Here is a 26,804-nt window from a genome sequence, read left to right as displayed (position 1 = left end):
TGCTGACGAGCGCGTCCAGGCTGCGCCACCGACGTGCTCGCGCGTCCCTCTGGAGGCGACGATGCCTGCAGCCCGAGCCCCTCATTTCGTCCGCTCCCTCGAACGCGGCCTGGCCGTCATCCGCGCCTTCGACGCCGATCACCCGGAACTGACGCTCAGTGAGGTCGCCCGGGCCTGCGAACTGACGCGCGCGGCGGCCCGCCGCTTCCTGCTCACCCTGGCCGACCTCGGATACGTGCACGCCGACGGCCGCACCTTCCGGCTCACCCCGCGCGTCCTGGAACTCGGCTACTCCTATCTCGCCGGCCTCTCCCTGGCACGGATCGCCGAGCCGCATCTGGAGCAACTGGTCGAACGCACCCGGGAGTCGTCGTCCCTGTGCGTCCTCGACGGCGACGACATCGTGTACGTCGCGAGGGTGCCCGCGCGCCGCATCATGACGGCGGCGATCACGGTCGGCACCCGTTTCCCCGCCCACGTCACCTCGGTCGGCCGGGTCATCCTCGCCCATCTGCCGGACCAGGAACGGGCCTTGGCCCTCTCCCGCGCCGACCTGCGAGCACTGACACCCCGCACGATCGTCTCCGCCGAGGTGCTGCGCGCCGAGCTCGACCGGGTGCGGCGCCAGGGATACGCCGTCGTCGACCAGGAACTGGAGGAAGGGCTGCGCTCGGTCGCCGCCCCGGTGCGTGACCGGGACGGCGAGGTGGTGGCGGCCGTGAACATCCCGGTGCACGCCAGCCGCAACACCGTCGCCTCGATCCGCCGCGACCTGCTGCCGCATCTGCTGGACACGGTCGCCGGGATCGAGGCGGATCTGCGGATGGCTACAGGTCGAGGACGAGCCGCCGCCCCCGGCACCGGGACACACAGATCATCATCGTCTCCCCGGCCTCCTGCTCCTCGTCCGTGAGCACCGAGTCCCGGTGGTCCGGAGTACCGTCCAGGACGTCGGTCTCACAGGTCCCGCAGGTGCCCTCGGTGCAGGAGTACAGCACCTCCACACCGGTGGCGCGCACGGCGTCGAGGACGGAGACATCGGCGGGGACGGTCACGGTCACGCCGCTGCGCGCCAGCTCGACCTCGAACTCCGTGTTCCCGCCGGTCTCCTGTGCCTTCGGCGTGAACCGCTCCACATGCAGCCGCCCGGCCGGGCAGCGGGCCTCCACCGCGTCGAGCAGCGGTCCGGGACCGCAGCAGTAGACGAGCGTGCCGTCGGGAACGTCGTCGAGCACCGGGGCGAGGTCGAGGAGACCGCTCTCGTCCTGGGGGGCGACGGTGACGCGGTCGCCGTACCGGCTCAACTCGTCCGTGAACGCCATGGACTGCCGGGTCCGGCCGCCGTAGAGCAGCGACCACTCCGCGCCCGCCGCCTCCGCGGCCGCCAGCATCGGCAGGATCGGGGTGATGCCGATGCCGCCCGCGATGAACCGGTAGCGGGGCGCGGGCCGAAGGGCGAAATGGTTGCGGGGCCCCCGCACCCGGACCTTGTCGCCCTGCCCCACCTGCTCGTGCACATGGGTCGATCCACCGCGCCCGTCCGGCTCGCGCAGCACGGCGATCCGCCAGGCAGCGCGGTCGGACGGGTCACCGCACAGGGAGTACTGGCGCTCCAGACCGGGACCGAGCACGACGTCGACATGGGCGCCGGGCTCCCAGGCCGGGAGCGGCTCGCCGAGCGGGTGGCGCAGGGTGAGGGCGAGCACCCCGGCGGCGGCGAACTCGCGTCGGCCGACGACGAGTTCAGCCTCGTACACGTCAGTCATGAGCTGCCACCTCGTGTCCCTGCGGGTGGGCGAGCATCCACTCCCACATCTCGATCGGGTCCTGCGCGGTGTGCTCGCGTCCGCAGTGACAGGTGCCGTGCAGGATGTCGGTGCCCGGCAGCCAGTCGATGCGGTAGATCTCCCCGGTGGGTCCGTCGCTCACAGAACCTTCTCCACGGGCTTGTCGCCCTCCTCGACCAGCCGGGCGAGGATACGGCGGGCGGCGAGGCCGCCGGTGTCGATGTTGATGCTCAGTTCCTGGTACCCCGTACGCTCCGAACCCAGCGTCTTCTGCAGCAGGTTGAGCGCGTCCACGTCCTGCATGACGACGGTGTGGTTGTTGCTCCGCAGGAACTCGGTGACCTCGGCGTCGTCCGTCGCCCAGTCCCGCGAGACGGCCCAGAAGTCGTACACCTTGCCGTCCTCGGACGGCGTGATGGCGTACGTGACCTCGGTGTGGAACCCGCCCGGGTCGCTGCCGTCCGCCTCCGGCACCACGCCGACCGGCGCGACGCGGCTGTGCAGCAGATACAGACAGGGTGCGTGGTACTCGATGTCCTGCCAGCGCGTGATCCGCCCCGAGATCCCGGTCGACCTGGCGTAGAACGGCGGGCACTCGGCGTCGTCCATGTGCCGGCTCACCCGTACGATGCCGGCGCCCTCGTCGACCTCGGTGGTGATCGGCGTCTCGGCGACCTCGGGGGTGCCGATGTAGCCGCCGTGCAGATACGTCTCGTGGGAGAGGTCGAGGAGGTTGTCGACGAGAAGACCGTAGTCGGCGTCGATGGGCTCCATGCCGCGCACCGTCACCCAGCCGGGGGAGTCCAGGTGCCGGGCCCGCGGGACGGTGCCGGCGTCGGCGAGCGCCGGGTCGCCGATCCACACCCAGATCAGCGAGTCCTGTTCGACGACCGGGTAGGAGGCGATCCGGGCCGTGCGCGGAACGCGCTTCTGCCCCGGCACGTACACGCACGTGCCGGTCGTGTCGTACGTGAACCCGTGGTACCCGCACACGATCCGGTCGCCGTCGAGCCGGCTGGGCTTCTCGTGCAGCGGGTACCGGCGGTGCACACACCGGTCGGCGAGCGCGACCGGCGTCCCCCCCTCCTCGGTCCGGTAGAAGACGAGGGGCTCGCCGAGGATCGTGCGGCCCAGCAACTCCTCGCGCCCCACCTCGTGGCTGTAGGCGGCGACGTACCACTGGTTCCTGGCGAAGGCGGTCGTGTGCGGCATCGTTGCGGCTCCCGTCGGTCGGCGATGAGGGCATCGTCGGGAAGCGCGTCTCGGGCGCGCAATACCGCTTCCGTCTCACGGAAGACTCCGATGCGAGGGGCCTGGACGGCGGCGACCAGGTGAGGGAGTGGCGTGACCACGGCCCGCCGGGCGGCCGGTGCGGTGCGGGCGTCACCGCCACCGGTCCGGCTCCCCCATCAGGACCGGGCGGGGCGCCTGTTGCTGCTCGGCGCTGCGCGTCTCCCGCCCGCACCGCCGGATTCAGAACCCGACCAGGCTCAGCACCGCGCCGAGCACGAACGGGACGCGCCACCCCCTGCCGTTCATCTGCCCGTCGCTCAAGGTGTCCACCGGCGGCGTCGCGAGTCCGGACGCGACGAGCCGCCCGGTGGTCGTCGACACGTACGGGACGCTGGAGAACAGGCCGCGGCGCCGCGGCCCCGCCGACTCCACCGGGAAGGTCGTCGAGGCCGCGAACTCGCCGTACACCGAGAGGCCTTGGAGGAGCCGGGCGAGGACCAGGATCACCGGCGACCGGGCGCATGAAGAACCCGACCGCGAAGACGGCGAACGTGGACAGCAGCGGAACGGGGGAGTTGCCGGCGCTCGGCGAGGAGGCGGCGTACGGGCCGATGGGCCGGCGGGGAATCCGTGCGCGTCGTCTGCGTCGTGATCGCGACCATCCCCGGGTGGCCCGCCCGGAACACCTCGCGTACCGGCGACTTTCACACGAGCGTCACCAGACCCTTCCCTGACGTTTGGTGCTCTTGGAACACTCGCTGCGCGCACCTTCCGTCACGTTCCGGCCATCCGCACCCCTGGATGAGAGGCAGACCCACCCATGCCCGAAGTCAATCGGCGCAGATTCCTCCAACTCGCGGGCGCCACCACGGCGTTCACCGCGCTGTCGAGCAGCATCCAGCGCGCCGCGGCGCTCCCGGCGAACCACCGCACGGGGTCGATCGAGGACGTCGAGCACATCGTCGTCCTCATGCAGGAGAACCGTTCCTTCGACCACTACTTCGGCAAGCTGCGCGGTGTCCGCGGCTTCGGGGACCCGCGGCCCGTCAAGCAGGCGAACGGCCAGTCGGTCTGGCACCAGAAGGACAGCGGCGGCAAGGAGATCCTGCCGTTCCGCCCCGACCGCGACGACCTGGGCCTGGCGTTCGTCCAGGACCTCCCGCACGGCTGGAACGACGGCCACGCGGCCTTCGCGGGCGGCAGGTACGACAAGTGGGTGCCGTCCAAGGGCTCCACGACGATGGCGTACCTGGAGCGCAAGGACATCCCGTTCCACTACGCGCTCGCCGACTCCTTCACCGTCTGCGACGCCTACCACTGCTCGTTCATCGGCTCCACCGACCCCAACCGCTACTACATGTGGACGGGGTACACGGGCAACGACGGCAAGGGCGGCGGCCCGGTCCTCGGCAACGACGAGGCCGGCTACGGCTGGACGACGTACCCCGAGCGCCTGGAGCAGGCGGGCGTGTCCTGGAAGATCTACCAGGACGTCGGCGACGGCCTCGACGCGGCCGGCTCCTGGGGCTGGATCAACGACGCCTACCGCGGCAACTACGGCGACAACTCGCTGCTGTACTTCAACCAGTACCGCAACGCCCAGCCCGGCGACCCGCTGTACGACAAGGCCCGCACCGGCACCGACCACACCAAGGGCGAGGGCTACTTCGACCAGCTGCGCGCCGACGTCAAGGCCGGCAGGCTGCCGAAGATCTCCTGGGTCGTCGCCCCCGAGGCCTTCACCGAGCACCCCAACTGGCCCGCCAACTACGGCGCCTGGTACATCGCCCAGGTCCTGGACGCGCTGACCTCCGTGCCGGAGGTGTGGGCAAAGACAGCGCTGTTCATCACGTACGACGAGAACGACGGCTTCTTCGACCACGTGGTGCCCGCCTTCCCGCCGGCCTCCGCCGCACAGGGCAAGTCGACGGTGGACCCGGCGCTCGACCTCTTCAAGGGCGACAGCGGCCACGTCGCCGGTCCCTACGGGCTCGGCCAGCGGGTGCCGATGCTCGTCGTCTCGCCCTGGAGCAAGGGCGGTTACGTCTGCTCCGAGACCCTCGACCACACCTCGATCATCCGGTTCATGGAGCGCCGCTTCGGGGTGCACGAGCCCAACATCTCGCCCTGGCGGCGGGCCGTCTGCGGCGACCTGACCGCGGCCTTCGACTTCTCCCGCACCGACGTCAAGCCGGTGGCGCTCCCGGACACCGCCGGTTACGAGCCGCCGGACCGGCTGCGGCACCCCGACTACGTGCCGACCCCGCCGGCCAACCCGGCGCTGCCGAAGCAGGAGCGCGGCCTGCGGCCGGCCCGCCCGCTGAAGTACGCCCCGCACGTGGACGGTTCCGTCGACGCGGCGGCCGGCAGGTTCACGCTGACCTTCGCCTCCGGCGCCAAGGCGGGCGCGGGCTTCCTGGTCACCTCCGGCAACCGCACCGACGGGCCCTGGACGTACACCACCGAGGCCGGCAAGTCCGTCGCGGACACCTGGAACTCGGCGTACTCGAACGGCTCGTACGACCTCACCGTGCACGGCCCCAACGGGTTCGTGCGCTCCTTCAAGGGCGCGAACAGGACGGCCGGTCCCGAGGTCACCGCGCGGCACCGCGGCGACGACGTCGAGCTGACGTTCACCAACAAGGGAGCCGGCAGCGTCCGGCTGAAGATCGTCGACGGGTACGGCGGTGCTGCCACGACCGTGACCGTGCGGGCCGGCGCCACCGTCAAGCGCACGATCGACCTCGCGGCGAGCCGGCGCTGGTACGACCTGACCGTCACCTCCGCCACAGACGCCGCGTTCCTGCGCGGGTTCGCCGGACACGTGGAGAACGGCCGGCCGGGCGTGAGCGACCCGGCGATCATCACCGAGTAGACCGCCGGCCGGCGGATCAGTGAGCGGTGAGGTGCCCCGGCTGCTGCGGCTGCCGGGGCACCAGCCCCTGCTCGGCCGCCGCCTTCGCGGACTCCAGGGCGAGTACGGCGGCCACGGGGTGGTCGGTGGCGTCGGCCACCGGCCGCTCGGAACCGGTGGGCCCGCCGGAGGCGACGACCTTGCTGGGTGCGGGCGCCGGCTCCGGTGCCACCCGGCTCAGCAGCACCACGCCCCAGGCCGCCACGCCCGCTCCCGCCAGCGCCAGCAGCACGCCCGCGGCGCCCCCCTGGAGGCGTTCGCCGAGCAGGGAGAGCCCGATCACCGCGGCGGCCACCGGGTTGGCCAGGGTCACCACGGCCAGCGGGGCGCCGAGACCGCCCCGGTAGGCCACCTGCGACAGCAGCAGACCGCCCGCCGCGAACGCCGCGACCAGCAGGGCCACGCCGATCACCTGCACGCTCAGCAGGGACTCCGAGCGGTCGGTCGCCGCCACCGTCACCGTCTGGGTGAGCGCCGAGGCCACTCCGGAGGCGAAGCCGGAGCCGGTCGCGTGCCGCAGCCCGGGACGGGCGCCCCGGCGGGCCAGCAGACCGATCAGCGCCGCCGTCACACCGGCGACCGCGAGCGCCTCGGGCGTGCTCAGGACGTTCTCGGGGGCCGATCCGGAGGCCGTGACGAGGATCGCGGCCAGGCCGAGCAGCGTGAACGCCGTGCCGCGCCATTCCGTGGCGCTGACCCGGCGTCCGGCCACCCGCGCGCCCATCGGCACGGCGGCGACCAGGGTGAGCGCGCCGAGCGGCTGGACCACGGTGAGCGGGCCGTACTTGAGGGCCACCACGTGCAGCAGCGCCGCGGAGGCGTTCAGGACCACCGACCACCACCAGGCGCCCGAGGTGAGCATCCGCGCCACTCCCGAACCGGGTTCGCGGGACGCCAGCCGTTCCTGGGCGACCGCGGCGGCCGCGTAGGCGACGGCGGAGAAGAGGGACAGGACGACGGCGAGGACGGTGGCGCTCATCGGCCCGCTCCGACCAGGACGTTCTCCTCGGTCCGCGCGGCGGGAGCGGATGCCGGAGCGGCGGTGTCCGCCGGGTCCGGCGTGGCCGCCGTCCGCCGGGGCGGGTGGATCACCACGAGCGCGATGCCGAGCATCAGGGTGGCCACGATCGCGTCGAGCCAGTAGTGATTCGCGGTTCCGACGATCACCGTCAGGGTCAGCAGCGGGTGCAGCAGCCACAGCCAGCGCCAGCGCGACCGGGTCGCCACGATCAGGCCGATCGCCACCATCAGGGCCCAGCCGAAGTGCAGCGAGGGCATCGCCGCGAACTGGTTCGACAGGTGGTCGGTCTGCGGCGGGCCGTACACCGACGGCCCGTACACCTTCGCGGTGTCCACCAGGCCCGCCGCGGCGAGCATGCGCGGCGGGGCCAGCGGGAAGGCCAGGTGCACCAGCAGGGCGGCGGCGGTGACGGCGGCGAGGACGCGGCGGGCCCACACGTAGTGCCCGGGGCGGCGCAGGTAGAGCCAGATCAGGAAGGCCGCGGTGGCCGGGAAGTGGACCGTCGCGTAGTACGTGTTCGCGAGGTGCACGAGGGTGTCGCCGTGCAGCAGCAGGTTCTGCACCGAGCCCTCGCCGGGCAGGTGGACGGCCCGTTCCAGGTCCCACACGCGGTGCGCGTTGCCGAAGGCCTCGCCGGTGTGCCCCGCCGCCAGCTGGCGGCCGAACTTGTAGACGAGGAAGAGCCCCGCGACAAGCAGGAGCTCACGGACGAGCGGAGGCCGCGCTATCGCGTCGGTCTCTCCCTCTGAAGGCTCGGTGCGGGCATTCATCCCCCGGCCCCTTCGCTGACGGTGGTGCGGGTTGAGCTGGTGACTCCTGGAGCGCCGGTAACTCATCGGGCTCCTCGGTTCCCACTCATCGATACGGGTGCGTACCGATACGCCAGTGTACCGATACGATCGAGTACCGGTACACTCGAGTATCGATAGACATGCGCCACACTTGGAATGCAGCCCTCAAAACCTTGGCCGCGGCCGGTCGAGCCGCACTGGAACACGAGGAGAAGAGCCCATGACGTCGCAGGCCGCGAACGGACCGGAGACGGTCGCCGCATCGCGCCGCTCCAAGATCTCGCGCGAGCGTGAGCAGGAGTTCTTCGACGCCGTGCTCGAACAGATCCGGGAGTGCGGCTACGAGGCCGTGACCATGGACGGAGTGGCCGCCAGCACGCGGTGCAGCAAGTCCACCCTCTACCGGCAGTGGAAGACCAAGCCGCAGTTCGTGGTGGCCGCGCTGCGCTCCCGGCGCGTCTCGAAGTTCGAGGGCATCGACACCGGATCGCTCGCGGAGGACCTGCGCGAGGTCGCGCGGGCCGCGGGCCGGTGGTCGACGGGGGACACCAAGCTGCTCCAGGCCCTCGGACACGCCGTCACCCAGGACGCGGAACTGGCGACGGCGCTGCGTGAAGCGCTCGTCCACCCGGAGATCACCGCGCTGAACGAGATCCTCCGGCGCGCAGTCGAGCGCGGTGAGATCGCCGCCGACCAGCCGGCGCTGGAGTACATCCCGGCCCAGTTGTTCGGGGTGATCCGGGCGCGGCCCGTCGTGGACGGCGAGTACGCCGATCCCGACTACCTGGTCCGCTTCGTCGACGCGGTCGTGCTGCCCGCGCTGGGCCTGACGGGAGGGCCCGCGACCTGAGAAAGACCCAGGCCGCCGTCCACGGGATGACTGGACGGTGACCTGCTCGCGCCGCACCGTGGGGACGGGGGCGGCGCGCACCCCCCGGCCGGGTGGGGTTCCTCTTGAGCGGAGAGGCGCCCCACCCGGCCGACTGCCGTCCGGCGGACGGGTCAGACGTTCTGGCCGCTGCCGCCGCCCGTGGACACCTTGATCCCCTTGGTGATGTCGTCGATCACCGACTGCTGCTCGCCCACGTCGACGCCGAAACGCACCACGACGATCTGCTGCGCGTTCCCGGGGGCGGGGAAGGCGAGGGACTCGACGTAACCGTCGGCGCCCTTGCTCGTGACCGCCTTCCAGCGCACCAGGTAGCCCTTCTGCCCGGCGACGGTCACCGCCTTCGACAGGAGCACGTCGTGCGAGGTGATGGAGCCGTAGGTGGTGCCGCCGTAGGACTCCTTCGCGTTCTCCGCGATGTCCGCCTTGGCGACCGCCTCGGCCGTCCGGTCGGTGTGGCCGAACACGGACGCGGGCGCCGAGTAGGCGCCGCCCTTGGTGCACGTCTGCGAGGTCTCGCCGGGGCACTTGTAGGAGTCGTTCGACGTGACCGACGCGCCGACCTGGATCTCCTGGCCGTACCAGCCGTCGGGTATGGGAAGACTGATCCCGCTGATCGAGTCGGTCACCGCACCGCTCTCGATCTTCGGCGCCTCGGACTCCTGCGGCGAGGGCGACGCGCCACCGGAGCCGCCGGAACCACCCGGGCCGCCGGACCCGCCGTTGCCGCCCGGCCCGCCCTGGCCGCCGCTCTGGCCGCCGGGCCCGCCCTGGCCGCCGGGCCCCTGCTGGGAGTTGGCGGTGCCGCCGTCCCCGCCGCCGTCGCTGGCCAGCGCCCACACGCCGACACCGATGCTGGCGAGGACCGCGACGGCGACCGCGACGGCTGTGCCCGTCCGCAGCCCGCGGCGGCCGCCGGCCGGCGGCTGGGCCGGATACGTCGGGTAGGCCGGGTACGCCCCCGCGTCGGGGACCTGCGCCGGAGGACCCCATACGGCGGCCGATCCCGCGGGGCGGGTCTGGTCCGTCCATGCCTTGCCGTCCCACCAGCGCTCGGTGGCGGGACCGTCATTTGTCTGCCCGGGATCGGGATACCAACCGGGAGGAGTCACCTGCGTCATGCCCCCACCGTATGAGGCGTCGGTGAAAGCCGGATGAGAGGGCCGGTGCGGATTTGGGTCACTCCAGGACGAGTCGTGCAGGACGCACCCGCGCGGGCGGCGGCAACCGCAGCCCGTCCCGCCCGGGAGTCACCGATCCGAGCACGCGCGCGTGCCGGGCGCCGGTGCTCGCCGGCACGGTGCCGGGCAGCCCGTGCACGGTCAGGAACCCCAGCACGGCGAACGCGTACGCCTCCTTCGCGTCCGCCGGCAGCCCGAGGCCGTCCGAGGTCCGCAGGCGTACCCCGGACAGCTCGGCGCCGAGCATCCGCATCAGCGTGGGATTGCGTGTCCCGCCGCCCGAGGCGATCACTTCCGTGGCGTCGAGAGCCCGTACGGCGTCGGCGACCGTGCGGGCCGTGAGCAGGGTCAGCGTGGCGACGACGTCCTCGGCGGACAGCGTCCCGAACCCGGCCAGGGCGTCCTGGAGATGCCCCAGGTGGAACAGCTCCTTGCCGGTCGTCTTCGGCGGCGGCAGCGCGTAGTACGGCTCGGCGAGCAACCGGGCGAGGAGCGGTTCGTGCGCCCGGCCCCGGGCCGCGAGCGCCCCGTCGGCGTCGTACGCCAGGCGTCCGCCGCTGAACCCCCGGGCCGCCGCGTCGATCAGCGCGCAGCCCGGCCCGGTGTCGAAGGCGGTCCCGTCGGGCGCGGTGAGGTTGGCGATGCCGCCGAGGTTGAGCGCGACCGGTGTGCCCGGCCGGCCGCGCAGCCACAGCAGATCGACCAGGCTGACCAGCGGAGCGCCCTGTCCGCCGGCGGCGACGTCCCGCGGCCGGAAGTCGGAGACGACGTTCAGCCCCGTCGCCTCCGCGATCCAGGCGGGCTGCCCGAGCTGCAGCGTGCCGTGCACCCGGCCCTCTGCGGCCCAGTGGTAGACGGTCTGCCCGTGCGAGGCGACCAACTCCGCTCGCCCGTCGCACAGTTCGCGTCCGGCCCGGACGGCCGCCGCGGCGAAGGCCTGCCCGATGCGGGTGTCGAGCCGGCACACCTCGGCCATCGAGGTCGTCCCCGGCGGCAGGGCGGCCGCGAGCGCCGCGCGCAGCTCGTCGTCGTACGGCTCGCTCACCAGCCCCAGCGGCCTGAGGACGAGGCTGTCGCCGACCAGCCCCAGATCGGCCGCCGCCGCGTCGATCGCGTCGTACGACGTGCCGGACATCAGCCCGATGACCCGCATCCGCTCAACTCGCCTTCCGTTCCGGCTTCCTTCCCCGCCGACGGCCGGGTGTCCTCGCCAGCGCGAGCACGCTCACCGCGCACGTCGCCGCCGCGTAGTACGCCGGGATGTCCACGTTCCCGGTCCGTTCCACGGTCTTGGTGATGATGAGGCCCGCGCACCCCGAGAACACCGCATTGGACAGCGCGTAGGCGAGTCCCAGCCCCGTGTGCCGCACGGTCGTCGGGAACAGTTCCGCCAGCATCGCCGGGCCGGGCCCCGCCATCAGACCCACCACGGCCCCCGCGCCGAACACCGCCACCCCCTTGACCGCGTTCGATGTGCCGCTGTCCTGAAGGAGGTTGAGCAAGGGCACCGCGAGCACCACCACCAGCGCCGCCCCCGTCAGCATCACCGGCCGCCGCCCCACCCGGTCGCTCACCAGCCCCGCCGGGACGATGGTCGCCGCGAAGCCCAGATTGGCCAGCACGGTGGCGACCAGCGCCTGCCGGAAGCTCGCGTCCAAGGTGCTCTGAAGATAGGAGGGCAGCACGACCAGGAAGGTGTAACCGGCCGCCGCCCAGCCCATCACACGTCCGGCACCGAGCGCGATCGCCCCGGCCAGTTCACGCGGAGGCGGTGGCGCACCCGGCCGCTCCCGCTGCGCCACGAAGGCCGGCGTCTCGTCCAGCCGCATCCGCAACCACAGCGCCCCCAGCCCCGCCGGCAACGTCAGCAGGAACGGCAACCGCCAGCCCCAGCTCACCAGTTGCGGCTCCGACAGCACGCTCGCGAGGAGCGCCGCCGCGCCCGCGCCGCCCAGCAGCCCCAGTGCCACCGTGAACGACTGCCACGAGCCGTACAGCCCGCGGCGGCCCGGCGGAGCGAACTCCGTCATCACCGACACGGCGCCCCCGAACTCCCCGCCCGCCGACAGACCCTGAAGGGCCCTCAGTGACGTGAGCAGCCACGGCGCGAGGGCGCCGACCTGGTCGTACGTGGGCAGCGCGCCGATCAGTGTCGTCGCCCCGGTCATGAGCGCGATCACCAGGATCAGCACCGGCCGCCGCCCCACCCGGTCACCGAGCCGCCCGAACAGGGCCGCCCCGACCGGCCGGAAGAAGAACGCCAGCGCGAACGACGCGTACGCCTTCACCAGCCCCTCGACCTCGCTGCCGCCCTGCGGGGTGAAGAAGTTCGCCGCGATGATCGTGGCGAAGTAGCCGTAGACGCCGAACTCGTACCACTCGATGAAATTGCCCACCGACCCGGCGGCCAGGGCGCGACGGGAGCGTCCTGTGGCCCGGCCGGTCGCGCGAACTGCTCTCCGATCTTGGGAAATGAGCTCCTCCTGCGAGTTTTGACTGACAGTCAGTAAGTGGGGGAGCACTGGTCACCGGCCCGGTGCGTCGCCCGCCCGCAACCGCTGTCACCCATCGAGGGAACAGCTGCCCGGACCGCCCTCCACTCAGCCAATCGGACGGCTACGCTCGAGGTCTGTACGTCGTTCGGGCGACTTGGGGAGGTAACGGGATGACGGAGGTACGGCCCACGCAGGCCGCCTCGGCCTCCCTGTGGGAGCGCGAACAGGAGGTCGCCGCCGTGGAGCAGGCGATCGACGCGCTGCGCGCGGACCAGACGTCCTCGGGCAGCGTGCTGGTGCTCCGGGGCGAGGCGGGACTCGGCAAGACCGCGCTGCTGGCCGAGACCCGGCGCATCGCCGAAGCGCGCGGCTGCACGGTCTGGTCCGCCCGCGGCGGCGAGACCCTCAGGTCCGTCCCCTTCAACGTGCTGCGCCAGCTGCTCCAGCCCGCCCTGGTGTCCCTGATGCCGGAGGAGGCGCGCGAGTACCTCGGCGACTGGTACGACATCGCGGGCCCCGCCCTCGGCCTCACCGACCCGGGCGAGCGGCACGCCGACCCGCAGGGCGTGTGCGACGGCCTCGTGGCCGCCGTGCGCCGGCTGGCCCGCCGGGACTGGCCGCTCGTGCTGGTCATCGACGACGCCCACTGGGCCGACCAGGAGACACTGCGCTGGCTCGCCGCGTTCGCCGAACGCCTCGACGACCTGTCCGTGCTGGTCGTGGTGGCCCGCCGTCCCGGTGACATCAGCGGCGAGAGCGCCCGCCACCTCGACGCCGTGGCCGCCGCCGCGGACGCGCCCGTCACCACGCTCAGCGCGCTGACCCCGGACGCGACCGCGGGCCTGACCCGCGCCACACTGGGCGAACACGCGGACGCCCCGTTCTGCCGCGAGGTGTGGGCCGTCACCGGCGGCAACCCCTACGAGACCGTCGAACTCCTCGCCAAGGTCCAGGACAGCGAACTCGAACCCGTCGAGGCACAGGCCCCCGAACTGCGCGCCCTGAACCGCTCCGCCCGCGGCGGCGGCCTCGTCGCCCGCCTGGAGGGCCTCGGCATCGAGGCCACCCGGTTCGCCTGGGCGGCCGCCATCCTCGGCACCGGCATCTCCGTCGGCCTCGTGGCCAAACTCGCCACCATGAGCGACGAGGACGCCGTCCGCTGCGCCGAACTGCTGCGCAACGCCCGCATCCTGACCGAACCCGACCCGGCCGCCGTCCCCGCCGACCACGGCGACCTGGAGTTCGTCCACCCGCTCATCGCCAGCGCCGTCTACAACTCCATCCCGCCCGCCCTGTGCACCGCCATGCACGGCATCGCCGCCCGCGTCGTCACCGACTCCGGGCTCGGCGCGGCCATGGCCTCCCGGCACCTCCTCCAGGTCCACCCGGACGACGACGAGGAACTCGTCGAGCAGCTCCGCGAGGCCGCCCGCGAACACCTCGCCGTCGGCGCGCCCGACGCCGCCCGCCGCTGCCTGGAGCGGGCCCTGCTGGAACCACCCCGGCCGGAGTCCCACGCGCGCGTGCTCTACGAACTGGGCTGCGCCACCCTCCTGACCGCGCCCGCCACCACCGTCGACCACCTCCAGTCCGCGCTCGCCATGCCGGGCCTCGACGGCGCCGAACGCGTCGACGCCGTCATCCGCCTCTCCCAGGCCCTGATCCACAACGACCAGCTGGAGGACGCCGTCCGCACGGTCGAGGCGGAGGCCGCCCGGCACGAACCCGGGCCCGCCCAACTCCGGCTCCAGGCCGTGCAGTACATGTGGGAGGGCATCCACGCGGGCGAGGCCAGCTCCCCGGGCCGCTCCGAGCGGCTGGCCGACCTCGCCTCGACCTGCACCGGCCGGGACAACTCCGAGCGCGCCCTGCTCATCCTGCGCGGCTTCGACGCCATGACCCACGGCGAGAACGCCGAGGTCGTCGTGGAACTCAGCGACCGCGCCCTCGTCAACGGCCGCCTGGCGCCCGGACTCGGCTGGACCGACACCGAGTGGGGCGTCGAGATCCTCATGATGCTCGCCAGCTCCTACACCTACACCGACCGCCTCGACCGCGCGGAGAGCCTGTTCACGGAGGCCCTGCGCACCTACGAGTCCGCGGGCTGGAGCGGCGGCCACCTGGCCCTGGCCCACGCCTTCCTCGGCATGGAACACCGCCGGCGAGGCCGCCTCAGGGAGGCCGAGGCCACCCTGCGCGAGTCGCTGCGCATCGCCGAGCGGGTCGGCCGCGGACTGCCCCTGTACTGGTCGGCGACCTGCAACCTCGTCGACACCCTGCTCGCGCGCGGGCACGTCGAGGAGGCCTGGGAGATCGCCGAGCAGTACGGTTTCGCCCCGCCGTACCCGTCGACCATCGTGCTGCCCGACCCGCGCTCGGTGCGGGGCCGGCTGCTGCTGGCGGTGGGCCGCACCCAGGACGGCATCAACGAACTGGAGGCCGCCGAGAAGGCGGCGTCGGCCCGCGGCCACCACAACCCGGTGATGGTCCCCTGGGCCCTCGACCTCGCCCGCGCCCTGTCCACCCAGGACCCGGCACGCGCCGCTCAGCTCGCCACGGACGCGCGCCGGCGAGCCGAGCGGTTCGGCACGGACACCGCCATCGGCGAGGCGCTGCGGTGCGCCGCCGCGCTGGAGACGGGACAGCGGGCGGTGCGGTTGCTGGCACAGGCGGTGACGTACCTGGAGGCGTCGCCCTGTCAGTACGAACACGCCGCCGCCCGCGTGGAGTACGGGATCGCCGCGCGGTCGGTGGCGGAGATCCAGCGGGGGCTGGGGCTGGCCCGGTCCTGCGGGGCCGACGGTCTGGTGGCGCAGGCTCGGGAGGTACTGGAGACGGGGCGGGGACTGCGTTAGTTCACAGGGTGAGCAACTGGTCGGTCACCGTGGCCAGTCGCTTCTGTACAGCGGGGTCGTACGCGTTCTCGTGCGCCCGCGCCCTGCTCGTACCGTCGAAGTAGCCGCCCGTCCCCAAATCCCGGGTCGCCAGGGCCAGTACGCCCGGCGCGCCGTCCGCCACCGTGTTCCACGGGGTGACCCCGTGCTCGCGGACCATCGCCGTGTCCATGAAGGTGGCCGGGTGCAGGACGTTCACCGCGACGCCCGTGCCCGCCAACTCCTCCGCCAGCGAGAACGTGTGCGCGGCCAGGGCGAACTTGGCGCGCTGGTAGGCGGCGAACCCCTCGTAACTCCGCCGGAACTCGATGTCGTCGAAGTCGACGGGTTCCTGGCCCCCAGAACCCACGTTGACGATCCGGGCGGGCGTGTTCGCGCGCAGCACCGGCAGCAGGGCACGGGTCAGGGCCACGGGCGCCAAGTAGTTGACGGCCAGCCGCATTTCATGGCCGTCGGCACTCACCTCGCGGCCCGCGCCGGGCGACCCCGCCCCCACTCCCGCGTTGTTGATGAGCACGTCCAGGTCGGGATGCGCGTCCGCGACATGCGCGCCCAGCTCCCGCACCTGGGCCAGCGAGGACAGGTCGGCGACGAACGCCTCGGCGTCGCCCTCCGTGCGCAGCTCCTCGACCAGCCGCTCGGTACGGCCCGGATCGCGGCCGTGAGCGAGGACGACGTGCCCGGCGCGGACCAGCTCGAAGGCGACGAACCGGCCGAGACCGGAGGTGGCACCTGTGATCAGAACAGTCGACATGCCTCCACCCTAGGCACGCGGCGGAGGCATGTGGCAGGTGCTGCCGGGGTTAGGACCGGCAGGGTCAGGCTCCCCCGTCCTCCGCCAGCACCCGCTGGGCCGCCGCGAACGCCGAGTTTGCCGCCGGAACCCCGCAGTACACCGCCGTCTGCAGCAGCACGGCCCCGATCTCCTCCGGCGTCAGCCCGTTGCGCCGGGCGGCCCGCACATGCATGGCCAGCTCGTCGTAGTGGCCGTGCGCGACCAGCGCCGTCAGTGTGATCATGCTGCGCTCGCGGCGGCTGAGCGTCGGGTCGGTCCAGATCTCGCCCCAGGCGTAGCGCGAGATGAAGTCCTGGTAGCGCGCGGTGAAGGCGCTCTGCCGGGCCTGCGCCCGGTCCACGTGGGCATCGCCCAGGACCTCGCGCCGCACCGCCATGCCCCGCTTCGCGCCGCCGTCGAAGTGCGTGCGCAGGGCCGTCAGCACGGCCTCGGGGCGTTCGGCGGGAGCTATGTGGGAGGCGCCCGGGATCTCGACGAGCGCGGCGCCCGGCACCGCGTCGGCGATCTCCCGCAGGTGCGCCGGCGGAGTCGCCGGGTCCTCCCGGCCGGCGACCAGCAGGGTGGGCGCGGCGATGTCCGCCAGCCGGTCCCGCAGGTCGAAGGCGGCGAGCGCGTCGCAGCAGGCGGCGTACGCCTCCGGGTCGGCCTCCCGCTGGTCCCGCACCAGCCGGGGCACGGTGAAACCGGGCGTGAACCAGCGGGCGTCCGCACTCTCCACGAGCCAGTCCAGCCCCTCGGCGCGGACCCGCGCGGCCCGCTCCGCCCAGGGCCGCGCGCCGTTGAAGTGCGCCGAGGAGCAGATCACGGCCAGCGCCGACACCCGCTCGGGGCGGTGGACGGCCAGGTGCAGGCCGACCGCACCGCCCAGCGACACCCCCGCGTACGCGAACCGCTCGATGCCGAGCGAGTCGGCGAGCGCGAGCACCAGGTCGGCGAGGTCGGCGACGGTGGCGCCGGGGCCGACCAGTTCCGCGGCGCTGCCGCCGTGCCCGGGCAGGTCCCAGCGGACCACCCGGCGGGTGATCGACAGCTCCGGAGCGACCTTGTCCCACAGGGCGTACGAGGTGCCGAGCGACGGGCCCAGCAGGAGCGGCGGCGCCGAAGCGGGGCCCTCGGCGTGGTGGTTGAGCAGCTTTCCGGTCAACGTCGCTCCAGAGCACGGTCGGTGAGGGTTCCGGCGGCGCCGGTGTAGTGGACGGGGTCGAGGTCGACGGCCTGGAGCAACTCCGGCTGGTCCGCCAGGAGTTCCGCCAGCGAGCGGCCCTCGGTGCCGGTGCGCTGCGCGAGCTCGGTCAGCAGCGCCTTCGCGCGGGCCCGGCCCAGCACGGGGGCCAGCTCGGCGGACAGCCGCTCGGAGACGATCAACCCATGGGTCAGGTCCAGGTGTGCGCGCATGGCGTCCGCGTTCACCCGCAGCCCCTCGGCCAGTTCGACGGCGTCCCGCGCCGCCCCGCCGACCAGCCGCAGCAGGTCCCGCAGCGGCTCCCACTCGGCGTGCCAGGCACCGGCCGGCCGCTCGTCCTCGGCGGCCAGCGAGCCGTACAGCGTGGCGGCCAACTGGGGCGCCCGCCGGGCCGCGGCGGCGATCAGGGTGGACCGTACGGGATTCGCCTTGTGCGGCATGGCCGACGAGCCGCCGCCGCTGCCCTCCGCCACCTCGGCGATCTCGGTACGGGCCAGCGTCAGCACATCCGTGGCGATCTTGCCCAGCGCCCCGGCGGTGAAGGCCAGACATCCGGCGAGATCGGCGATCGGGGTGCGCAGCGTGTGCCAGGGCAGGCCGGGTTCCCGGAGGCCGAGTTCGCGCGCGTACGCCGCCACGAGCGCCGTCGGGTCCTCGGCGCCGTACGCGGTGAAGGCGGCCAGTGTTCCTGCGGCACCGCCCAGTTGGGCGGGCAGTGAGTGGCGAACGGATGTCACCCGGTCCCGTGCGTCCAGCACCAGCGACCGCCAGCCGGCGGCCTTCAGGCCGAACGTGGTCGGCACCGCGTGCTGGGTGAGCGTGCGGCCCGGCATCGCGGTGTCCCGGTGCGCGGCGGCCGTCCCGGCCAGCGCCGCCTCCGCCCGGGCGAGGTCGGCGTTGACCAGGTCGAGGGTGCGCGCGGCGACCAGCATCGTGGCCGTGTCGAGGATGTCCTGGCTGGTCGCGCCCCGGTGGACGTGGGGGCCGTACGCACCGCCGACCGCCTTCGTCAGATCGGCGACGAGCGGGATCACCGGATTGCCGCCCGCACGCGCGCGTACCGCGATGGCCCGGGCGTCGAACTCCCCGGACCGGGCAGCCGCGGTGACCGCCGTGGCGGCCTCTTCCGGGGCCAGCCCCAGGGCCGCCTGGGCGCGGGTCAGCGCGGCCTCCGCGTCGAGCAGCGCCCGCAGATACGCGGCGTCGCCCGTCGCGGCAGCGGCGGGGGAGTCGGCCCACCCGGGGGCGAGCAGGCCGGCGTCCGGCTCCGAGGCAGATGTCACTGGAACTCCAGGAAGACCGTCTCGCCTTCGCCCTGAAGGCGGATGTCGAAACGGTACGTGCCGTTGCCGCCGTCGGCCGCGATCAGCGTGCCGCGTCGCGCGGGATCCACCTGGCTCAGCAGCGGGTCCACGGCGAGCGCGGCCTCGTCACCGGGGAAGTAGATCCGCGTGTAGAGGTGGACGAGCAGCCCGCGCGCGAACAGGCACACGCTGAGATACGGCGCGCTCCGGCCGCGCGCACCCGGTCGCAGCGTCCGCGCGGACCAGTGCCCGCTCGCGTCCGTCTGGCTCCGGCCCCACCCGGTGAACTCCACACCGGTGCGCCCCATGAAGCCACCGCCGGCGGTGTCCCGCCGCATCGAGCCGTCGACCTGCGGGATGTTGCCGTCCGGGTCAGGACCCCACAGCTCCACGAACGCGTCCGGCAGCGGGTTGCCCTCGCCGTCGCGGATGAAGCCGTGCACGGCGATCGTGTCCGGGTGGCCGACGGGGGCGATGTCCTCGCCGCCGGGGAAGGGCAGGGCGTGGCCGTAGAAGGGGCCGACCGTGTGCGACGGGGTCGGCAGGACCGTCTCGGGACGGCTGGTGTCGATCTTCGTCATGGCAGGTCAGCGTCCCTCTTCGATCCAGGTGGCGTGCGGTCCGTCGAGCACGATGTCCCAGTGGTAGCCCATCGAGAACTCCGGCACGGACAGGCTGTGGTCGTACGTCGCGACGAGGCGCTGCCGGGCCGCGTCGTCCGTCACCGACTGGATGATCGGGTCGTACGGGAACAGCGGGTCGCTCGGGAAGTACATCTGCGTCACGAGCCGCTGGGTGAACGCTGAGCCGAAGAGGGAGAAGTGGATGTGGGCGGGGCGCCAGGCGTTGAGGTGCTGGCGCCACGGGTACGGGCCCGGCTGGATCGTCGTGAAGCGGTACTGGCCGTCTGCGTCGGTCAAGGTACGGCCGACGCCGGTGAAGTTCGGGTCGAGCGGGGCGTCGTGCTGCTCGCGCTGGTGGGCGTACCGGCCCGCCGAGTTGGCCTGCCAGATCTCTATGAGCTGGCCGCGGATCGGCCGCCCGGCACGGTCGAGGAGCCGCCCGGAGACGGTGATGCGCTCCCCGATCGGCTCGCCGGTGTGCTGCCGGGTGAGGTCGTTGTCGATCTCGGTGATGTCCCGCTCCCCGAAGGCGGGGGAGTGCAGCTCCACCAGCTCCGGGTCCTTGGACACATCGATGGTGACCGGCGGCTGCTTGGGGTGGCGCAGGACCGAGGAGCGGTACGGGGCGTAGTCGCGGCGCGGCTGGTGCTCCACGGGGGCGCCGTCGGCGATCCGCTTCTCGTAGGCGGCGCGTTCGGCCGCGATCTCCTGGTCGATGTCGTGCTGGGTGAGAGTCATGGAAAATCCCGGGGCTTGACGTTCGTCGGCCTTCTTCGGCGCTCTTGGGCGCTCTTCTGTGTTCTTCGGCGTTCTACGGTCTGCTCAGCGTTCTTCGGTGTGCTCAGCGTTCTTCGGTGTGCTCAGCGTTCGAGGACGAGAGCGAGGCCCTGGCCGACGCCGATGCACAACGTGGCGACGCCGACTCCACTGCCTCGGCGGGCCAGTTGATGGGCGACGGTGCCGGCGAGGCGGGCACCGGAGGCGCCGAGCGGGTGGCCGAGCGCGATGGCGCCGCCCTGCGGGTTGAGGATCGCCGGGTCGAACTCGGGCCACTCCGCGACACAGCCGAGCACCTGCGCGGCGAACGCCTCGTTCAGTTCGAGGACGTCCAGGTCTCCGAAGGTCCGGCCGGCCTTGGCGAGCGCCCGGTTGACTGCCTCGACGGGGGCGAGGCCGAAGTAGTCCGGGTCGAGGGCGTGCACGCCGGTGGCGGAGATCCGGGCGAGGGGTTCGCGGCCGACCGCCTTCAGACCCTCCTCGTCGACGAGGAGGAGGGCGGCGGCGCCGTCGTTGAGCGGGGAGGCGTTGCCGGCGGTGACGGTGCCGCCGTCGGTGCGGAAGGACGGCTTCAGCCTGGCCATCGCGGTCAGGGAGGCGTCGGGGCGTACGCACTCGTCGGCGGCGAAGAGGGCCGGGTCGCCCTTGCGCTGGGGGATCGGGACGGGTGCGAGTTCGGCGTCGAAGAGGCCCTCGGTCCGCGCCTGCGCGGCCTTCTGGTGGCTGGCGAGGGCGAACTCGTCCTGCTGCTCGCGGGTGATCTTGTGCTTGTCGGCGATGAGTTCGGCGGACTCGCCCAGCGGGACGGTCCACTGCGGGTCCATCTTCGGGTTGACCATGCGCCAGCCGAGGGTCGTCGAGTACAGCTCGGTGTGGGCGGCGGGGAACGGCTTGTCGTTCTTGGGCAGGACGTAGGGCGCACGGGTCATCGACTCCACGCCGCCGGCCACGGAGATGTGGGCGTCGCCGAGCGCGATGGCGCGGGCGGCCTGGATGACCGCCTCCAGGCCGGAGGCGCACAGCCGGTTGACGGTGACGCCGGGGACGGCGGTGGGCAGCCCCGCGAGCAGGGCGCCCATGCGGGCGACGTTGCGGTTCTCCTCGCCGGCGCCGTTGGCGTTGCCGAAGTAGACGTCCTCGATGCGGGCGGGGTCCAGGCCGGGGGTGCGGGCGAGGAGTGCGCGGATCGCGTGGGCGGCGAGGTCGTCGGGGCGGACGCTCGCGAGGCCGCCGTTGTAGCGGCCGATCGGGGTGCGGACCGCGTCGACCAGGTACACGGTGTTGACGGCGTTCACAGCAGGTCCTCCACGACGGTCAGCTTGGCGTCGGTCTTGGCGATGACCTCGTCGACGGTGACTTCCGGTGCGACCTCGGTCAACACCAGTCCGTCCGTGGTCACGTCGATCACGCCGAGATCGGTGATGACCCGGTTCACACACGCCTTTCCCGTGAGCGGCAGCGCGCACTCGGTCAGGATCTTCGGCGAGCCGTCCTTGGCGGTGTGGGTCATCACCACGATGACGGTGCGGGCGCCGTGGACGAGGTCCATCGCCCCGCCGATCCCGGTGATCATCTTCCCGGGGATCGCCCAGTTCGCCAGGTCGCCCTTCTCGGAGACCTGCATCGCGCCGAGCACGGCGACATCGATGTGCCCGCCGCGGATCATCGAGAACGACAGCGCCGAGTCGAAGAAGGAGGCGCCCGGCAGCACCGTGACGGTCTCCTTGCCCGCGTTGATCAGATCCGGGTCGACGGCGTCCTCGGCCGGATAGGGCCCGGTGCCCAGGATGCCGTTCTCGCTCTCCAGCACCACCTCCACGCCCGGCGGGAGGTAGTTCGGGATCAGGGTGGGCAGGCCGATGCCGAGATTGACGTACTGCCCGTCGGTCAGCTCGCGTGCCGCCCGCGCGGCCATCTGCTCGCGTGTCCAGGCCATCAGTTGCTCACCGTTCCCTCGGCAGCGCCGGCGGAGACCGTCCGCTGTTCGATCATCTTGTCGGCGGCCTGGTCCGGCGTCAGCGCCACCACCCGCTGTACGAAGATCCCCGGCAGGTGCACGGCGTCCGGGTCGATCTCGCCGGGTTCGACGAGCTCCTCCACCTCCGCGACCGTGACCCGCCCGGCCATCGCGGCCAGGGGGTTGAAATTGCGGGCGGACTTGTTGAAGACGAGGTTGCCGTGCCGGTCACCGCGCGCGGCCCGCACCAGCGCGAAGTCGGTACGGATGCCCCGCTCCAGCACGTACTCCGCGCCGTCGAACTCCCGCACCTCCTTCGGCGGCGACGCCAGCGCGACGCCGCCGGAACCGTCGTAGCGCCACGGCAGCCCGCCCTCGGCGACCTGGGTGCCGACCCCGGCGGGGGTGTAGAAGGCGGGGATGCCCGCACCCCCGGCCCGCAGCCGCTCGGCCAGCGTGCCCTGCGGGATCATCTCCACCTCCAGTTCGCCGGACAGGTACTGCCGGGCGAACTCCTTGTTGGCCCCGATGTAGGAACCCGTCACGCGCGCGATGCGGCCCGCCGCCAGCAGGACCGCCAGGCCGGACTCCATCGCGCCGCAGTTGTTGGAGACCACCCGCAGGCCGCTGACGCCGCGCTCGTACAGCGCCTGGATCAGCACGTTCGGCACCCCGCTCAGCCCGAAGCCGCCGACGGCGAGACTCGCGCCGTCCGGCACATCGGCCACCGCCTCGGCGACTGTGGCGACCACCTTGTCCATGCGTGAAGCTCCATCTCGCTGATTAATCAGGGCACTGACTATTTCGGTGAAGTTTCCTTCACGCTGCCACCGGTCGAGGATCGCGTCAAGACCCAGGTGAAACGTGAGGCCGGCCGGGTCTGCGGGTGTGCAGACAGTCAGAGCGTCGCCAGGTATTGTTCAGTGCACGTACGAATCGAACTCTCGGGAGCGCACATGGCCGCGGTGGACCTCACCACCCACCCCGGGCACCTGGCCCGCCGACTCCAGCAGGCGCACTACCTGCTCTGGAACACGATGGTCTCGGAGGAGATCACCTCCCCGCAGTTCGCGGTCCTCAACGCGCTCGTCGCCGAGCCGGGCCTCGACCAGCGCACGGTGGGGGAGCGGGTGGGGCTCGACCGGTCGACCATCGCCGAGGTGATCAGCCGGCTCGGCCGCCGCGGGCTGCTCGACAAGGTGCGCGACCCGCAGGACGGCCGCCGTTTCCTGCTGCGGCTCACCGACGACGGGCTGCGCACGCACCGCAAGCTGACCGTGCGCACGGCCCGGATGAACCAGGTCTTCCTGGCTCCGCTGTCCGCCGCGGAGCAGTCCGTCTTCTGCGAGCTGATCCAGCGGGTCGCGGACGCGGCCGAGGGGCTCCGCAACCCGGCGGAACCCCTCGCGGCGCAGCGCTGACCAAGCCCTCAGGATGCCTTGGCGAACAGCACCCACACCTGCCCCTCGGCGAAACGCACCGGGTCGCCCCCGCTCGTCGTGAACGTCGTGCCGTCCGTCGCCCTGTCGCGCTCCCAGCGGACGTTGTACGCCTTCCCGCCGCGCAGCACCTTGGCGTTCCCCGAGCCCACGGTCTCGGTGTACGGCGTGTTGTTCCCGAGGAAGTCGTAGAAGTCGGACTTGCGGATCTTCACGTACTGCACCACGACCGTCGCCGGGGCGAGCCGCTTGCCGCCGGTCGTCACCGCCGCGGTGCCGTCCATCGAGACCAGGTAGCGCCTGCGGCTCGACGACCAGGTGAAGGTGTAGGTGGCCGCCGGGTAGCGCACGGTCTCCGAGGTGTCCCTCTTGCCGCCCGACGGGGCGGAGCCGTAGGTGAAGCCGGTGGTCAGGGCCGCCGCGCCGGGCGCGGCGCGCAGCAGCCGGGACGGCCGGAGATACAGGTTGTGCGGGGCGGGCCGGTCGGTGCCGCGGAAGTAGGCGCCGGAGGTCTTGCCGGGCGTCTGCGCGTCCAGCGGCGCCTTGTCGATCAGCGGCATCAGCTTTCCCTGGGCCCCGGAGAACGCGAGCGTCGGGTGGTCGAACTGGCGCAGCAGCTCCAGATCGGACTCCCGGGCGCTGCGCACCGGCCCGACGACCTTCGGGAGCTTGGTCGCGTAGACCGCCATCAGGCGGCTCAGACCTCCCTCGACCTGCTCGGCGTAGACGATGTCCGCGGAGTCGGTGCCCGTGTGCGGCCGGGCGGCCCGGGAGTTGTCGATCTTCACCGCCAGGACGGACGCACCGGCCGGCTCGCTCTGCGACGGCCGGCGGCCGTCGTCCGTCGACCCGAGTCCGTTCGGGCCCGTGCAGCCCGCCGCCAGGGAGATCGTCAGTGCGGCGGCGAGGAGCGCCGCCGTAGGTGCGGCGCGTCGCGTGCGCGCCTGTCGTCCCATGCCCACCGTCGCCACCAGAGTCTCGTTTCGCTGATTGTGCGCTTATGTGTTCATGGATGGCCATACCCGGTCGGATGTGAGAGGCCGGGGTGAATACCTCTGACGTCGGGCTGAATACCTCCGACGGAGCGCGTTGCTACGCCGAGCGGCCCAGAACGCGGTTCGGCGCGGTTCGCCGCGGTGCGGCCGGGTACCCGGGGCCCCTCCGCGAGGGACATCCGCAGGCGGAAGGGAGTGCGCCACGATGAAGGCAGTGACCTGGCAGGGCAAGCGGGACGTACGGGTGGAGAGCGTGCCCGATCCAAAGATCCAGGAGCCGACGGACGCGGTCATCCGCATCACCTCCAGCGGGTTGTGCGGCTCCGACCTGCATCTGTACGAGGTGCTCACCCCGTTCATGACGCCGGGCGACATCCTCGGCCACGAGCCCATGGGCATCGTCGAGGAGGTCGGCGCCGCGGTGCCCGACCTCAAGGCGGGCGACCGGGTCGTCGTCCCCTTCCAGATCGCCTGCGGCAGCTGCTGGATGTGCGAGAACTCCCTGCCCACTCAGTGCGAGACCACCCAGGTCACCGGCGAGGGCATGGGTGCCGCCCTCTTCGGCTACACCCGGCTGTACGGGGCCGTACCGGGTGCGCAGGCCGAGTATCTGCGCGTCCCGCAGGCCCAGTTCGGCCCGATCAAGGTGCCCGAGGGGCCGCCCGACGACCGCTTCGTCTACCTCTCCGACGTCCTGCCCACCGCCTGGCAGGCGGTCGCCTACGCGGACGTCCCGCAGGGCGGCAGCGTCGCCGTGCTCGGCCTCGGGCCGATCGGTGACATGGCCTGCCGGGTCGCCCGACTGCGGGGCGCCGGAACGGTGTTCGGGGTGGACCTGGTGACCGCGCGGCTGCACCGGGCCGCGCAGCGCGGCGTGGAGGTCTTCGACCTGCGGGACTTCGACGGCGAGAAGGAGCTCGTCGCCGCGATCCGTGACCGCACCGACGGCCGCGGCCCCGACGCCGTGATCGACGCGGTCGGCACCGAGGCCCACGGCAGCGCCGCCGCCCGCCTCGCCCAGAACGCCGCGGCCCTGCTGCCGCGGAAACTGAGCGGCCCCTTCGCGGAACGCTTCAGCGTCGACCGGCTCGCCGCCCTCTACACCGCCATCGACCTGGTCCGCCGCGGCGGCACCATCTCCCTGTCCGGCGTCTACGGCGGCATGGCCGACCCGCTGCCGCTGCTCACCCTGTTCGACAAGCAGATCCAGCTCCGGATGGGCCAGGCCAACGTGCGCCGCTGGACCGACGAGATCCTGCCGTACCTCACGGACGAGGACGTGCTCGGCGTCGAGGACTTCGCCACCCACCGTGTGCCGCTCGACGACGCGCCGCACGCGTACGAGATGTTCCAGCGCAAGCAGGACGGCGCGGTGAAGGTGCTGATGAAGCCGTAGACGCCGGTCAGCCGGGGGATCCCAGGATCTCGCCCAGGTCGTAGCGCACCGGCTCCTCCAGCTGCGCGTACGTGCAGCTCTCCGGGGTCCGGTCCGGGCGCCAGCGGCGGAAGCGGGCCGTGTGCCGGAAGCGCGCCCCGTTCTCCATGTGGTCGTACGCCACCTCGGCGACCCGCTCCGGCCGCAACGGCACCCAGGACAGGTCCTTCTTGCCCGACCAGCGGCTGGGCGCCCCCGGCAGCCGTGCCGTCTCGTGCGCGGCCTCGTCCGACCAGGCCGCCCAGGGATGCCCCGAGACGTCGTCCATGCGCAACGGCTCCAGCTCCTCGACCAGCTCCGCGCGCCGCTTCATGGTGAAGGCGGCCGACACGCCCACGTGCTGGAGGGCACCCCGGTCGTCGTACAGCCCGAGCAGCAGTGAACCGACGACGGGCCCGCTCTTGTGGAGGCGGTACCCCGCCACGACCACGTCGGCGGTCCGCTCGTGCTTGATCTTGAACATGGCGCGCTCGTCCTGGAGGTAGCGCAGGGTGAGCGGCTTGGCGACGACGCCGTCGAGTCCGGCTCCCTCGTACTGCTCGAACCAGTCTTGGGCGACGGCGATGTCGGTCGTCGCCGGTGCCAGGTGGACCGGCGGGGTGACGTCGGCCAGGGCTCTGGTGAGCAGGGCCCGCCGGTCGGTCAGCGGGACGTCGAGGAGTGACTCGTCGGCCAGTGCCAGCAGGTCGAAGGCCACGAACGACGCCGGGGTCCGCTCGGCCAGCGTCCGCACCCGGGAGTCGGCCGGGTGGATGCGCTCGGTGAGCGCGTCGAAGTCGAGCCGCCCGTCGCGGGCGATGACGATCTCGCCGTCCAGCACGCAGCGCGCGGGCAGGCGCTCGCGCAGGGCGGCCACCAGTTCCGGGAAATACCTGGTCAGCGGCTTTCCGGTGCGGCTGCCCAGCTCGATGTCGGTCCCGTCGCGGAACACGATCGCCCGGAACCCGTCCCACTTCGCCTCGTACTGCATGCCCGGCGGGATCTTCGCGACCGACTTGGCGAGCATGGGCTTCACGGGAGGCATGACCGGCAGATCCATGCTGTCGATTCTGCTGGCCGACGGTGGATTTCGCCCGGTATGCGAGGGTTG

General features: G+C 72.5%; 24 protein-coding genes and 1 pseudogene. 6 read left to right on the top strand and 19 right to left on the bottom strand.

The genetic code is table 11. The features are described from left to right. Positions 1-61 precede the first annotated feature (61 nt). Complete coding sequence (locus tag DI272_RS08240) at positions 62-913, top strand: IclR family transcriptional regulator C-terminal domain-containing protein (protein ID WP_109494706.1); 852 nt, start codon at positions 62-64, stop codon at positions 911-913. On the opposite strand, the gene DI272_RS08235 is transcribed toward DI272_RS08240, so the two are convergent. From DI272_RS08235 to DI272_RS08225, 4 genes and pseudogenes are all read right to left on the bottom strand, one after another. Beyond that, positions 828-1,766, bottom strand: a complete 939-nt coding sequence (locus DI272_RS08235) for a PDR/VanB family oxidoreductase (protein ID WP_109494705.1) — start codon at positions 1,764-1,766, stop codon at positions 828-830. The two genes, DI272_RS08240 and DI272_RS08235, sit on opposite strands and share 86 nt — an antisense overlap. Continuing rightward, positions 1,759-1,929, bottom strand: coding sequence for a hypothetical protein (locus DI272_RS44430; RefSeq protein ID WP_181387121.1), 171 nt, complete (start codon positions 1,927-1,929; stop codon positions 1,759-1,761). Before DI272_RS44430 ends, DI272_RS08235 begins: the two co-directional genes overlap by 8 nt. After that, positions 1,926-2,999, bottom strand: a complete 1,074-nt coding sequence (locus DI272_RS08230; RefSeq protein WP_109494704.1) for an aromatic ring-hydroxylating dioxygenase subunit alpha — start codon at positions 2,997-2,999, stop codon at positions 1,926-1,928. The genes DI272_RS44430 and DI272_RS08230 overlap by 4 nt, the downstream gene beginning before the upstream one ends. 198 nt (positions 3,000-3,197) lie before the next feature. After that, positions 3,198-3,682 (bottom strand): annotated as a pseudogene (locus DI272_RS08225) (MFS transporter); the annotation flags it as partial. Positions 3,683-3,840: 158 nt separating this feature from the next. On the opposite strand from DI272_RS08225, the gene DI272_RS08220 reads away from it, so the two are divergent. Then, positions 3,841-5,895: a phosphocholine-specific phospholipase C gene (locus DI272_RS08220; RefSeq protein ID WP_109494703.1), complete on the top strand. Its 2,055-nt coding sequence runs from the start codon at positions 3,841-3,843 to the stop codon at positions 5,893-5,895. A gap of 16 nt (positions 5,896-5,911) precedes the next feature. Here DI272_RS08220 and DI272_RS08215 read toward each other — a convergent pair whose 3' ends face one another. Together DI272_RS08215 and DI272_RS08210 are read right to left on the bottom strand one after the other, a co-directional pair. Next, entirely contained in the window at positions 5,912-6,913 is a 1,002-nt protein-coding gene (locus DI272_RS08215) for a hypothetical protein (RefSeq protein ID WP_109494702.1), read from the bottom strand. After that, positions 6,910-7,725: a phosphatase PAP2 family protein gene (locus DI272_RS08210; protein WP_109494701.1), complete on the bottom strand. Its 816-nt coding sequence runs from the start codon at positions 7,723-7,725 to the stop codon at positions 6,910-6,912. Before DI272_RS08210 ends, DI272_RS08215 begins: the two co-directional genes overlap by 4 nt. A 241-nt stretch (positions 7,726-7,966) precedes the next feature. On the opposite strand from DI272_RS08210, the gene DI272_RS08205 reads away from it, so the two are divergent. Further along, positions 7,967-8,596, top strand: a complete 630-nt coding sequence (locus DI272_RS08205) for a TetR/AcrR family transcriptional regulator (protein WP_109494700.1) — start codon at positions 7,967-7,969, stop codon at positions 8,594-8,596. Between the two features lie 152 nt (positions 8,597-8,748). Here DI272_RS08205 and DI272_RS08200 read toward each other — a convergent pair whose 3' ends face one another. Genes DI272_RS08200 through DI272_RS08190 form a run of 3 tightly spaced genes read right to left on the bottom strand, consistent with a single transcriptional unit; the run spans position 8,749 to position 12,212 of the window. Next, positions 8,749-9,756 (bottom strand): DUF2510 domain-containing protein, encoded by a 1,008-nt coding sequence (locus DI272_RS08200; RefSeq protein ID WP_109494699.1) that lies wholly within the window; start codon positions 9,754-9,756, stop codon positions 8,749-8,751. A 58-nt stretch (positions 9,757-9,814) separates the two neighbouring features. After that, positions 9,815-10,969, bottom strand: a complete 1,155-nt coding sequence (locus tag DI272_RS08195) for an anhydro-N-acetylmuramic acid kinase (protein ID WP_109494698.1) — start codon at positions 10,967-10,969, stop codon at positions 9,815-9,817. 4 nt (positions 10,970-10,973) lie between these two features. Then, positions 10,974-12,212 (bottom strand): MFS transporter, encoded by a 1,239-nt coding sequence (locus DI272_RS08190; protein WP_258314489.1) that lies wholly within the window; start codon positions 12,210-12,212, stop codon positions 10,974-10,976. A 269-nt stretch (positions 12,213-12,481) separates the two neighbouring features. Between DI272_RS08190 and DI272_RS08185 the strand changes: the two genes are divergently transcribed. Beyond that, positions 12,482-15,166, top strand: coding sequence for an AAA family ATPase (locus DI272_RS08185; RefSeq protein ID WP_109494697.1), 2,685 nt, complete (start codon positions 12,482-12,484; stop codon positions 15,164-15,166). Position 15,167: 1 nt separating this feature from the next. Here the strand turns inward: DI272_RS08185 and DI272_RS08180 are convergent, their stop codons facing one another. From DI272_RS08180 to DI272_RS08145, 8 genes are all read right to left on the bottom strand, one after another. After that, positions 15,168-15,959, bottom strand: coding sequence for an SDR family NAD(P)-dependent oxidoreductase (locus tag DI272_RS08180; protein WP_109494696.1), 792 nt, complete (start codon positions 15,957-15,959; stop codon positions 15,168-15,170). 64 nt (positions 15,960-16,023) lie between these two features. Next, a complete protein-coding gene (gene pcaD, locus DI272_RS08175) occupies positions 16,024-17,145 on the bottom strand; it encodes a 3-oxoadipate enol-lactonase (RefSeq protein ID WP_109494695.1) in 1,122 nt (373 codons plus the stop codon). Next, positions 17,142-18,467: a 3-carboxy-cis,cis-muconate cycloisomerase gene (gene pcaB, locus DI272_RS08170; protein WP_109494694.1), complete on the bottom strand. Its 1,326-nt coding sequence runs from the start codon at positions 18,465-18,467 to the stop codon at positions 17,142-17,144. Before pcaB ends, pcaD begins: the two co-directional genes overlap by 4 nt. Continuing rightward, positions 18,464-19,069, bottom strand: a complete 606-nt coding sequence (gene pcaG / locus DI272_RS08165) for a protocatechuate 3,4-dioxygenase subunit alpha (protein ID WP_109494693.1) — start codon at positions 19,067-19,069, stop codon at positions 18,464-18,466. Before pcaG ends, pcaB begins: the two co-directional genes overlap by 4 nt. Positions 19,070-19,075: 6 nt before the next feature. Continuing rightward, positions 19,076-19,849, bottom strand: a complete 774-nt coding sequence (gene pcaH, locus DI272_RS08160; protein ID WP_109494692.1) for a protocatechuate 3,4-dioxygenase subunit beta — start codon at positions 19,847-19,849, stop codon at positions 19,076-19,078. Positions 19,850-19,971: 122 nt separating this feature from the next. After that, positions 19,972-21,183, bottom strand: coding sequence for a thiolase family protein (locus DI272_RS08155; protein WP_109494691.1), 1,212 nt, complete (start codon positions 21,181-21,183; stop codon positions 19,972-19,974). Continuing rightward, a complete protein-coding gene (locus DI272_RS08150) occupies positions 21,180-21,824 on the bottom strand; it encodes a CoA transferase subunit B (protein ID WP_109494690.1) in 645 nt (214 codons plus the stop codon). Before DI272_RS08150 ends, DI272_RS08155 begins: the two co-directional genes overlap by 4 nt. After that, the gene (locus DI272_RS08145) at positions 21,824-22,606 is read right to left on the bottom strand and encodes a CoA transferase subunit A (protein ID WP_109494689.1); all 783 of its coding nucleotides are present in this window, start codon (positions 22,604-22,606) and stop codon (positions 21,824-21,826) included. Before DI272_RS08145 ends, DI272_RS08150 begins: the two co-directional genes overlap by 1 nt. A gap of 195 nt (positions 22,607-22,801) precedes the next feature. Here DI272_RS08145 and DI272_RS08140 point away from each other — a divergent pair, with 195 nt between their 5' ends. Next, positions 22,802-23,266, top strand: coding sequence for a MarR family winged helix-turn-helix transcriptional regulator (locus tag DI272_RS08140; RefSeq protein ID WP_109494688.1), 465 nt, complete (start codon positions 22,802-22,804; stop codon positions 23,264-23,266). A gap of 8 nt (positions 23,267-23,274) precedes the next feature. Here the strand turns inward: DI272_RS08140 and DI272_RS08135 are convergent, their stop codons facing one another. Next, positions 23,275-24,240, bottom strand: a complete 966-nt coding sequence (locus tag DI272_RS08135) for a DUF3048 domain-containing protein (RefSeq protein ID WP_109500737.1) — start codon at positions 24,238-24,240, stop codon at positions 23,275-23,277. Between the two features lie 244 nt (positions 24,241-24,484). Between DI272_RS08135 and DI272_RS08130 the strand changes: the two genes are divergently transcribed. Beyond that, entirely contained in the window at positions 24,485-25,675 is a 1,191-nt protein-coding gene (locus tag DI272_RS08130) for a zinc-dependent alcohol dehydrogenase (RefSeq protein WP_109494687.1), read from the top strand. A 7-nt stretch (positions 25,676-25,682) separates the two neighbouring features. On the opposite strand, the gene DI272_RS08125 is transcribed toward DI272_RS08130, so the two are convergent. After that, complete coding sequence (locus DI272_RS08125; protein ID WP_109494686.1) at positions 25,683-26,753, bottom strand: ATP-dependent DNA ligase; 1,071 nt, start codon at positions 26,751-26,753, stop codon at positions 25,683-25,685. Positions 26,754-26,804 lie beyond the last annotated feature (51 nt).

This window comes from Streptomyces sp. Act143, assembly GCF_003143935.1.
Lineage (GTDB): Bacteria > Actinomycetota > Actinomycetes > Streptomycetales > Streptomycetaceae > Streptomyces.
The sequence above is the reverse complement of the archived record's forward strand: the minus strand, read 5'-3'. Positions and strand labels throughout refer to the sequence as shown.

Coding starts and splice junctions, on each gene's coding strand:
- DI272_RS08240 (WP_109494706.1), top strand. CDS start 62: ATGCCTGCAGCCCGAGCCCCTCATTTCGTCCGCTCCCTCGAACGCGGC.
- DI272_RS08235 (WP_109494705.1), bottom strand. CDS start 1,766: ATGACTGACGTGTACGAGGCTGAACTCGTCGTCGGCCGACGCGAGTTC.
- DI272_RS08230 (WP_109494704.1), bottom strand. CDS start 2,999: ATGCCGCACACGACCGCCTTCGCCAGGAACCAGTGGTACGTCGCCGCC.
- DI272_RS08220 (WP_109494703.1), top strand. CDS start 3,841: ATGCCCGAAGTCAATCGGCGCAGATTCCTCCAACTCGCGGGCGCCACC.
- DI272_RS08215 (WP_109494702.1), bottom strand. CDS start 6,913: ATGAGCGCCACCGTCCTCGCCGTCGTCCTGTCCCTCTTCTCCGCCGTC.
- DI272_RS08210 (WP_109494701.1), bottom strand. CDS start 7,725: ATGAATGCCCGCACCGAGCCTTCAGAGGGAGAGACCGACGCGATAGCG.
- DI272_RS08205 (WP_109494700.1), top strand. CDS start 7,967: ATGACGTCGCAGGCCGCGAACGGACCGGAGACGGTCGCCGCATCGCGC.
- DI272_RS08200 (WP_109494699.1), bottom strand. CDS start 9,756: ATGACGCAGGTGACTCCTCCCGGTTGGTATCCCGATCCCGGGCAGACA.
- DI272_RS08195 (WP_109494698.1), bottom strand. CDS start 10,969: ATGCGGGTCATCGGGCTGATGTCCGGCACGTCGTACGACGCGATCGAC.
- DI272_RS08185 (WP_109494697.1), top strand. CDS start 12,482: ATGACGGAGGTACGGCCCACGCAGGCCGCCTCGGCCTCCCTGTGGGAG.
- DI272_RS08180 (WP_109494696.1), bottom strand. CDS start 15,959: ATGTCGACTGTTCTGATCACAGGTGCCACCTCCGGTCTCGGCCGGTTC.
- pcaG (WP_109494693.1), bottom strand. CDS start 19,069: ATGACGAAGATCGACACCAGCCGTCCCGAGACGGTCCTGCCGACCCCG.
- pcaH (WP_109494692.1), bottom strand. CDS start 19,849: ATGACTCTCACCCAGCACGACATCGACCAGGAGATCGCGGCCGAACGC.
- DI272_RS08150 (WP_109494690.1), bottom strand. CDS start 21,824: ATGGCCTGGACACGCGAGCAGATGGCCGCGCGGGCGGCACGCGAGCTG.
- DI272_RS08145 (WP_109494689.1), bottom strand. CDS start 22,606: ATGGACAAGGTGGTCGCCACAGTCGCCGAGGCGGTGGCCGATGTGCCG.
- DI272_RS08140 (WP_109494688.1), top strand. CDS start 22,802: ATGGCCGCGGTGGACCTCACCACCCACCCCGGGCACCTGGCCCGCCGA.
- DI272_RS08135 (WP_109500737.1), bottom strand. CDS start 24,240: ATGGGACGACAGGCGCGCACGCGACGCGCCGCACCTACGGCGGCGCTC.
- DI272_RS08130 (WP_109494687.1), top strand. CDS start 24,485: ATGAAGGCAGTGACCTGGCAGGGCAAGCGGGACGTACGGGTGGAGAGC.
- DI272_RS08125 (WP_109494686.1), bottom strand. CDS start 26,753: ATGGATCTGCCGGTCATGCCTCCCGTGAAGCCCATGCTCGCCAAGTCG.